The 9,485-nt window shown below is 38.8% G+C and carries 8 protein-coding genes and 1 rRNA gene; 6 read left to right on the top strand and 3 right to left on the bottom strand.

All coding sequences use genetic code 11. The features are described 5' to 3' along the window. Nucleotides 1–21: 21 nt before the first annotated feature. The 4 genes from rrf to adk all read left to right on the top strand — a co-directional run bounded on the left by rrf (nucleotide 22) and on the right by adk (nucleotide 4,148). A 5S ribosomal RNA gene (gene rrf, locus H5201_RS19155) occupies nucleotides 22–136 on the top strand. 424 nt (nucleotides 137–560) lie between these two features. Next, a complete protein-coding gene (locus H5201_RS19150) occupies nucleotides 561–1,274 on the top strand; it encodes an RluA family pseudouridine synthase (RefSeq protein ID WP_182785214.1) in 714 nt (237 codons plus the stop codon). A gap of 135 nt (nucleotides 1,275–1,409) precedes the next feature. Continuing rightward, on the top strand, nucleotides 1,410–3,323 hold the full coding sequence (gene htpG, locus H5201_RS19145) for a molecular chaperone HtpG (protein ID WP_182719486.1): 1,914 nt from the start codon (nucleotides 1,410–1,412) through the stop codon (nucleotides 3,321–3,323). A 180-nt stretch (nucleotides 3,324–3,503) separates the two neighbouring features. After that, complete coding sequence (gene adk, locus H5201_RS19140) at nucleotides 3,504–4,148, top strand: adenylate kinase (RefSeq protein WP_149982783.1); 645 nt, start codon at nucleotides 3,504–3,506, stop codon at nucleotides 4,146–4,148. A gap of 60 nt (nucleotides 4,149–4,208) precedes the next feature. Here the strand turns inward: adk and tpx are convergent, their stop codons facing one another. Further along, the gene (gene tpx / locus H5201_RS19135; protein WP_149982782.1) at nucleotides 4,209–4,790 is read right to left on the bottom strand and encodes a thiol peroxidase; all 582 of its coding nucleotides are present in this window, start codon (nucleotides 4,788–4,790) and stop codon (nucleotides 4,209–4,211) included. A 173-nt stretch (nucleotides 4,791–4,963) separates the two neighbouring features. Between tpx and H5201_RS19130 the strand changes: the two genes are divergently transcribed. Both H5201_RS19130 and H5201_RS19125 read left to right on the top strand, forming a co-directional pair. Beyond that, a complete protein-coding gene (locus H5201_RS19130; protein WP_149982781.1) occupies nucleotides 4,964–5,968 on the top strand; it encodes a response regulator in 1,005 nt (334 codons plus the stop codon). 4 nt (nucleotides 5,969–5,972) lie between these two features. After that, the gene (locus H5201_RS19125; RefSeq protein ID WP_182719485.1) at nucleotides 5,973–6,938 is read left to right on the top strand and encodes a diguanylate cyclase; all 966 of its coding nucleotides are present in this window, start codon (nucleotides 5,973–5,975) and stop codon (nucleotides 6,936–6,938) included. 128 nt (nucleotides 6,939–7,066) lie between these two features. On the opposite strand, the gene H5201_RS19120 is transcribed toward H5201_RS19125, so the two are convergent. Then, nucleotides 7,067–7,948 (bottom strand): universal stress protein, encoded by an 882-nt coding sequence (locus H5201_RS19120; RefSeq protein WP_149982779.1) that lies wholly within the window; start codon nucleotides 7,946–7,948, stop codon nucleotides 7,067–7,069. 5 nt (nucleotides 7,949–7,953) lie between these two features. Further along, the gene (locus H5201_RS19115; RefSeq protein WP_182719484.1) at nucleotides 7,954–9,468 is read right to left on the bottom strand and encodes a SpoVR family protein; all 1,515 of its coding nucleotides are present in this window, start codon (nucleotides 9,466–9,468) and stop codon (nucleotides 7,954–7,956) included. Nucleotides 9,469–9,485: the final 17 nt, after the last annotated feature.

The following is a 9,485-nucleotide window of genomic DNA, read 5'->3' as shown; positions in this document are numbered from 1 at the left end:
ACGCGATTAACACCGTATTTGCTTGGTAACAATAGCGTTTTGGACCCACCTGACCCCATGCCGAACTCAGTAGTGAAACGAAACAGCGCCGATGATAGTGTAGCATTTGCTATGTGAAAGTAGGAAATTGCCAGGCTCCAAATTGAGAAAGCCGCTTCAGAAATGAAGCGGCTTTTTTACGTCTATAGGAAAGCTAATGGCTTTGAGCTGTCAGCAGCGCAGTGTTATACCAATCGACTTAAATATTTAACCATTCTAGCGAGCTAAATAAAGCGCTAACTGCGTTATAATTTTTCAAGTAGAACAACTACATGTCAAAATTTACGCCTTGTTATCACTGTATTTATCTGTCGCTATAAATGGTCAGTAACTTAACACGATTGGTATTAACCTTCGACATGCGTTCACTACCATTTTCTAATCTTGAAAACTAGTGCCCTTTATAGTTAAAAGCCAAACTACAGCGCAGCATACCGACTTTTTTGTGTATGATAGAAATTTAACTAGTTTCAAGATACTAATGTCGCAACGTTTTTATAAAATCAATAATGAGAGAAATAATGTCTAATATAAATTTGCCACAGCATTCTATTGTCGATGACTTTATTGCATCGGTTTGTCATGAGCATGTGGAAATTTTATATAAAGACGATGATATTTTATTGATCAATAAACCCAGTGGCTTACTGAGTTTATCTGGTAAAAATCCGGCCAATTGGGATTCTGTGCATTATCGTTTAGTGAATGGGCAGCCAGGTCTGACTGCCGCATTTCCGACAGCTAAATTGCCGCATCGATTAGACTATGGTACTTCAGGTATTATGATTGTAGGCCTTAACCCTGAATCAACTAAGCTCCTTAATAAGCAGTTTCAATCAGGGACAATAAAAAAACACTATATAGCCATGTTGGATGGCTGGTTATTAAATGACGTAGGTCAAATAAACGCTGCAATAGTCAAAAATAAGTTACTCTTTCCATTAGTTAAAATTTGTAATGTGACGGGTAAGTCTGCCGTCAGTGACTATTTAGTATTACAGCGCTTAACATCACCGCCGCGTACTTTAGTGCAATTTACCCCTGTGACGGGGCGTACACATCAATTACGTATACACAGTCACAGCATTGGGCACCCAATTATTGGCTGTGATCTGTATAAAAACCAACATAGCCAACAACTGGCTGAGCGCTTACAATTACATGCCAGCGATCTGTTTTTTGTACACCCTCGAAGCTCCAAGCAAACGCACCTACATTGCCCACAGCCATTTTGATTGTAAGAAAAAACAACTTAACTTCCGTGTTTATCTTGCTATGGCTTACTTTTTTGCTCTTTTGACTTGAAGTTAACAAACCGCGCCCCATATTAAGTGCATAACGCAGACACTTTGCAAATTGGAGATATATAAATGACTGCAGCACAAAAAGAAACATTAGGCTTTCAAACAGAAGTTAAACAACTATTAAACTTAATGATTCACTCACTTTATTCTAATAAAGAAATTTTCTTACGTGAGCTTGTGTCAAATGCCTCAGACGCAGCTGATAAATTACGCTTTTTAGCACTTTCAAATGGTGAACTATACCAAGGTGACGCAGACTTACGTGTACGTATCAGTGCCGATAAAGAAAAAAATACCGTAACTATTTCTGATAACGGTATTGGTATGACTCGTGATGAAGTGATCAGCTCGTTAGGGACTATTGCTAAATCAGGCACTGCTGAGTTTTTCAAAAACTTAACTGGCGACCAAAGCAAAGATTCGCAACTAATTGGTCAGTTCGGTGTTGGTTTTTACTCTGCATTTATAGTTGCAGACTTAGTGACTGTTCGTACTCGCAAAGCCGGTGAAGAAAAAGGCGTTGAATGGCAATCACAAGGTGAGGGCGAATACACGCTAGAAGAAATTGAAAAAGCAGGCCGTGGTACTGAAATTACTTTACACCTTCGTGAAGATGAAAAAGAGTTTGCTGATGAATGGCGCCTACGTAGTATTGTAACTAAGTACTCGGATCATATTTCAACACCAGTACAAATGTACAAAGCCGAAGTGCCTGAGTCAGAAGGTGAAGATGGCGAGAAAATTCCAGCCGTACCTGGTGAGTGGGAAAGCATTAACCGCGCCACAGCAATGTGGACGCGTGATAAATCAGAGCTATCTGATGATGAATATAAAGAATTTTATAAGCATGTAAGCCATGATTGGGAAGATCCACTGAGCTGGGCTCACAACAAAGTTGAAGGTAAAACTGAATACACAAGCTTACTGTATATTCCTAAAAAAGCACCATTTGATTTATGGAATCGTGACCGTCAAAGTGGCTTAAAGCTGTATGTACAACGTGTATTTGTAATGGATGATGCTGAGCAATTTATGCCTAGCTACTTACGCTTTGTAAAAGGTTTACTTGATTCAAACGATTTACCGCTAAACGTATCGCGTGAAATTTTACAAGATAACAAAGTAACGCAAGCAATCCGCAAAGGTTGTACGTCACGTACCTTAAAACTGCTTGAGCGTATGGCGAAAAATAAAGCCGACGATTACCAAGTATTTTGGAATGAATTTGGTCAAGTGATCAAAGAAGGTCCAGCAGAAGATGCAGCGAATAAAGAAGCGATTGCTAAGTTACTGCGTTTCTCATCAACACATACTGATGAAGAAGCACAAAACGTTTCATTAGAGCAATACGTTGAGCGTATGAATGAAGGCCAAGACGCGATTTACTACGTTGTTGCGGATTCATTCACTGCGGCGAAAAGCTCTCCACATCTAGAGATCTTCCGTAAGAAAGGTATCGAAGTACTGTTGATGAGTGACCGTGTTGATGAGTGGATGATGAGCCACTTAACCGAGTTTGCTGAAAAACCATTTAAGTCAATTACCCGTGGTGACCTAGACTTAGGTAGCTTAGATGATGAAGAGACCAAAAAAGCGCAAGAAGAGTCTGAAAAAGAAGTTGCAGGCTTAGTTGAGCGCATCAAAACAGCACTTGGCGATAATGTTAAAGATGTACGCTTTACGCATCGTTTAACTGACTCACCAGCCTGTGTGGTCGCTGATGACAACGACATGAGCTCACAAATGCAAAAGCTAATGGAATCAGTAGGTCAAGCTGCTCCAGAAGCAAAACCAATTTTTGAGCTTAACCCTGAGCATCAACTTGTTAAGCATTTAAATGTTGAACAAGACGAAGACAAATTTGCACAGTGGTCACATGTACTGCTTGATCAAGCCTTGCTTGCAGAGCGCGGTACATTAAAAGATCCAGCAGGTTTTGTGACTCGCTTAAATAAATTAATGTTAGATTTGAGTAAGTAATTGCTCAAAAACTAACATTTTAATAAAAAGGGAACTTCGGTTCCCTTTTTTTATGATCTCAACGTAGTCAATTGGTATAAGTTGCTTGAGTATCTGCGGCGCTTATGGAAGAATTCAAGCTTTATAATAAATCATACTGATATGCTTTTTGTAAAATCAGTATCAAACGAGGACAATGATATGCGCATTATTCTTTTGGGCGCGCCGGGTGCAGGTAAAGGCACTCAAGCTCAGTTTTTGATGGATAAGTACGGTATTCCACAAATTTCAACTGGTGATATGTTACGTGCTGCAATTAAAGAAGGCACACCACTGGGTCTTGAAGCGAAAAAAGTAATGGATGCAGGTCAGTTAATTTCTGATGACATCATCATAGGTCTTGTTAAAGAGCGTATTACTAAAGCTGATTGTGAAAAAGGTTTTTTACTAGACGGTTTCCCACGTACCATCCCACAAGCTGATGCAATGAAAGAAAATGGCGTAGTTGTTGATCACGTTATTGAGTTTGATGTGGCTGATGAAATTATTGTTGACCGCATGGGAGGACGTCGCGTTCATCCTGGTTCCGGCCGTGTTTATCACGTAGTTTACAATCCGCCAAAAGTGGAAGGTAAAGACGACGTAACAGGTGAAGATCTGATCATACGTGCTGATGACACAGAAGAAACAGTACGTAAACGTTTAGGTATTTACCATGAGCAAACAATGCCATTGGTTGATTATTACCAAGCGGAAGCTAAAGCGGGTAATACGCAGTATCATCGTTTAGACGGTACCCAAGCTGTTGAAGCTGTTAATCAGCAACTTGCTGAATTATTGGGTTGATAATTCAATCAATAAAAAAACCGCCGATTGGCGGTTTTTTTATGACTGTTATTTGCAAGATTACAACGCGGTTAAAGCACTTATAACAGGGTCATATTTTGGTTCAGTTGATAAATCGGCTACCAACTGTTTATAAACAATTTTATGACTTGCATCTAATACGAACACAGCACGGGTAAGTAATCCCATATCTTTAATGATCAAACCATAGTTTTGACCAAAGTCACGCCATACTGAATCAGATAAGGCAGTAATTTTATCTATGTTCTCGGCTTTGCAAAAACGTTTTTGTGCAAACGGTAAATCAGCACTAATGGTGAGCATGGCTATATTTGGAAATTGCGATGCAACCTTTTCGTTAAAATGCTTGGTTTGAATGCTACAAACACCAGTATCAAGACTTGGAACAACGCTTATTAAAACGGCTTTACCTTGGTAATCGGCTAAAGTAATTGGCGTGAATGAGCCATCAACCACTTTAAAGTCTGGTGCTTTATCGCCTAGTTTTACACCTTGTCCTAATAAAGTGATTGGCTTAGATTGTGCTGATACTTTTCCCGCATCAAGCGTATTTTCGGTCATATCGGCGGCAAAAGCCATTGAACAAAAGGCACTTAAAGCAAAAGTGAGTGAACGGAGCATAAGGTATTTCCTTTAGAGTTAACGCAATTAGGCTGAGTGTATTATAATCATTCATGGACACCAAGAGTTTAATGCAATTTAAAATTGTAATGCATGGTTACATTGATTAACATAAAGCAGTGGTAAATGTTTACATTTTTAATAATAAAAATAAAAGCAATCAGAGAGAGACTATGTCAACATCGGTACTAATTTGTGATGATTCTAAGCTTGCGCGCCGTCAGTTAGCTCGTTCGTTGCCCGATGATTGGGATATTAAAGTTGAGTTTGCTGAAGATGGCGTGCATTGTATTGAGCAAATTAAAGCGTTAAGCCCGGAAATCTTATTCCTCGATTTAAATATGCCGCAAATGGATGGCTACGAAGTACTGCAAGCAATTCAAGAGCAAAACTTGGATATACTAACCGTTGTTGTCTCTGGCGATATTCAGCCGAATGCGCATCAACGGGTGCTCGAACTTGGCGCGATAGACTTTATTCAAAAACCATGTGATGCCCAAAAGCTTGCCGACATTATCGAACACCATGGAATTAAAGATAAAGCAATGCGCGAGCGGCTCTCACACCGCTTAGGTGAGCAAGTTGACCCAGATGTTAGGGATATATACCAAGAGCTGACTAACGTGGCAATGGGTCAGGCTGGAGACTTATTAGCACGGCTATTAAATGTATTTGTTGAACTGCCTATTCCTAATGTCAATATTCTCGAAGTTAATGAACTTGATATGGCGCTGCGCTCAATTGATGCTAATGCAACAACCTCAGGCGTATGCCAAGGTTTTATTGGTGGTGGTGTATCCGGTGAGGCATTGTTGCTTCTAAATGATTCTAGCTTTAAAGAAATTGCGTCCTTGATGAACTATCAAGGGGAGCTCAATAAGAAAATTGAGCTGGAGTTATTAATGGATATTAGTAATATCCTGATAGGTGCAATCTTAACTGGATTATCTCGCCAATTAGACATGACCTTTAGCCAAGGACACCCAGTGGTGTTAGGGCAACATTGTGATGTGTCTGATTTAGTTAAAGCAAACAAATCACGCTGGCAACGTACTCTGGCAATAGAAATTAGCTATGGTATTGAGAACCACAATATTAACTGTGACTTGATGCTGTTATTTACCGAAGACTCACTAAAAACTTTGAAATACAAAGTTGCTTACCTATTAGAAGACTAACATTATGCCTGCTGCTGATTTTAATATGAATGAAATCCATTGGTTAATGGATATGTTTAATACCGTAGATGTTGGTTTAGTGGTATTAGATAGGGACTATAAAGTGTGTATTTGGAATGGTTTTATGGAAAACCATTCGGGTATGTTACCCAGCGCAGTAAAAGATAAAGATTTATTTGATTTATTTCCATCAATTGATGAAAAGTGGTTTCGCAGTAAATCAGAGTCTGTGTTTATTTTGAAAAATCGCTCATTTACTATTTGGGAACAGCAGCCATACATTTTCCGCTTTAAAAATTACCGTCCAATCACGGGTAAAGCAGACCATATGTTTCAAAACGCGACATTTATTCCTCTGTCAAATACGATGGGAGAAGTTGGCCATATTTGTATCATTCTTTATGATGTAACTGATATGGCGGTGAATAAAAAAGAGCTCGAAGAAGTAAATCGTAAACTTGAACAAATGAGTCAAACAGACGCACTAACAAAATTGACTAATCGAGGTCATTGGGAAGATACCCTACGCAAAGAATTTCTTAGGATCAAACGCAGTGGTGGCACAAGTACTTTATTGATGTTTGATATCGATCACTTTAAAAAAGTAAATGATGAACATGGCCATCGTTGTGGCGATGAAGCACTGCGTAACATTGCTGATTTACTGCGTAAAACATTGCGTGAAACAGACATTGCAGGTCGTTATGGCGGCGAAGAATTTGCGGTAACGCTGTTGGACACGGATCGCAAAGGTGCTGAGATATTTGCTGAGCGTTTGCGTAGTTTAATTGAAAATTCATCTTTTTACTTTGGCGAACAACAAATTAAAATGACGGTAAGTGTTGGTTTTGCCTGTTTTCAAGATGAATTTGAGCGCTATGAAAAATGGATTGAAGCGGCAGATAAAGCTCTTTACTTTTCAAAAGAAAATGGCAGAAACTGTATCACGGCGTATAAAGATTTGAGTTAATCTTGATGAGTATAAAAAGCCTTTAAGGCACAATAGTAAAAGGTTTAACTAGCCAAACTAGGTTGCTTTTAATAGGCATAAAAAATGACGCAAAATGCGTCATTTTTTATATTATCACTAGCAATTATCTAACATTCAGGAGGTAAAATAAGCAAGTCTGTTTTTAGTAACCGCATAACTTTTTCAGCGGTATTGCCAATTAACTTACCTTTTATACCTATGTTGCCTACTGAGCCCATGATCACAAGACCTGCATTAAGCTTAGCTGCAATACTTGGGATCACTTGCTCGGCTAAGCCCGCTTTTATGTGAAGGTTATTTTTAAGATCGTGCTCAAGAATTAAATTACGTTGAATGACAGGTAGTTTCTCAAAAGCATTCAGTACTTGTTCGTCTGAAAATACAATGCCTAAGTCTCTTAAAATTGGGGAAACATGAACGGTATAACAAGTATAAAACTGACAGTCATAATGCTTGGAATAAGCTAAACCAGTTTCAATCATATCTTTGTTTAGTTTGTATTTAGTGGCTTTTTCGCTACCTAAATCAAGTGCAGCTAACACATTGGTGTTATTGCGCCAGGTATTATCCGCAGCTAAATAAAGTGGTAGTGGGGTAAAGCGGATCAACTGCCAGTCAAGTTCACTAAATTGACAATGTTCGTCAATATGGCGCGTTTTTATCACCATCTCATAGTTTTCAAAGTCACTCTCATTGGCTAACCATTGCTCAGGTGCCTCATGCCAAATAATATTTAATGAATAATCTGATTCTGACAATTCGCTTTCAAGTAGTGGTACTAATTCTTTTTTGAGAGTAGCCAACCTTGTTTCTTGAATTACTTGCAATTGTTCAGCTGGCGGCGAGAACAAAATATTACCTGCACTTTCATAGGCAAAGGCGACAATATCAATATGTTTTTGCTTACCAATTGCTTTGTGTTTCGCGTGCAAAATAGCAGTACGTGCAAATTCTACTGAATCAATTAGTACGAGAAGCTTTTTATCCATTCTATTCACTCTGTTGTATGGCGTGAATCATCTGATGGACATTGCCCGAGTATATTCAATTCGCCAGAGGTTGACTCTTGTTCCAGTTTTACCTTAAAGCCCCATAGTCTGTAAAGGTGTTTTAATACCTCATGGTGAGACTTTGCCAGTGGAATATCTTGATGTGGCACGTAGCGCAAGGTTAAAGAGCGATCACCTCTAATATCAACATCATAGATCTGAATGTTGGGTTCGTGATTACTGAGATTATATTGTGCTGAGAGCGCAGTCCGTACCGCGTGATAGCCGCTTTCATCGTGGATCGCACCAACTTGTAGATTCGGATCTTTTTCATGATCGATAATAGTGAATAATTTAAAGTCACGAATAAGTTTGGGTGATAAAAATTGACTAATAAAACTTTCGTCTTTAAAGTTTTCCATTGCAAAGTGCAGCGTATCTAACCAGTTGCTTCCGGCATATTCTGGAAACCACTGTTTATCTTCTTCGGTAGGGTTTTCACAAATACGGCGGATATCCACCATCATATTAAAACCCAGCGCATAAGGGTTAATACCCGAATAATAATTACTATTGTAAGGGGGCTGATACACAACATTAGTATGACTTTGTAAAAACTCTAACATGAATGAGTCAGTGAGTTTCCCTTCATCATATAAGTGATTCAAAATAGTATAATGCCAAAACGTTGCCCAGCCTTCATTCATTACTTGGGTTTGCTTTTGAGGATAAAAATATTGTGAGATTTTACGCACAATACGAATTATTTCTCGTTGCCAAGATTCCAGTAATGGCGCGTTTTTTTCTATAAAATACAAAATATTTTCTTGTGGCTCTGAAGGAAAATGACGCTCGTGTTTTTTAGTTTCCTGTTGATGTGAAGGTATTGTGCGCCAAAGTTCGTTCACTTGTGATTGTAAGTAATCTTCGCGCTCTTGTTGGCGTTTTTGTTCTTCAAATAAAGATATTTGCTGTGGGCGTTTATAACGATCGACACCGTAATTCATAAGTGCATGGCATGAATCAAGTAGGTTTTCGACTTCATCAATGCCATGTTTTTCTTCGCAACGAGCAATATAATTTTTTGCAAATAATAGGTAGTCAATAATAGAGCTGGCATCAGTCCATGTTTTAAATAAATAATTACCTTTAAAAAACGAGTTGTGCCCGTAGCAAGCGTGCGCCATCACTAAAGCCTGCATTGGAAGGGTATTTTCTTCCATTAAATAAGCAATACAAGGATTCGAGTTTATGACAATTTCATAAGCCAATCCCATTTGTCCGCGTTTGTAATTTTGCTCAGTTTGAATAAATTTTTTACCATAAGACCAGTGACTATAGCCAATAGGCATACCAACACTGGAATAGGCATCCATCATTTGTTCTGCGGTGATCACTTCAATCTGATTAGGATAAGTATCGAGGCGATAATGTTCAGCCACGCGGGCAATTTCGTCTTGGTATTGTTGTAGTAATTCAAATGTCCAATCTGGCCCATCGCTCATTCGTTTATTGGTCATATAAATACCTCGCTGTA

The sequence above is a fragment of the Pseudoalteromonas sp. SG43-6 genome, from assembly GCF_014164365.1.
GTDB classification, from domain to species: domain Bacteria; phylum Pseudomonadota; class Gammaproteobacteria; order Enterobacterales; family Alteromonadaceae; genus Pseudoalteromonas; species Pseudoalteromonas rhizosphaerae.
The sequence above is the reverse complement of the archived record's forward strand: the minus strand, read 5'-3'. Positions and strand labels throughout refer to the sequence as shown.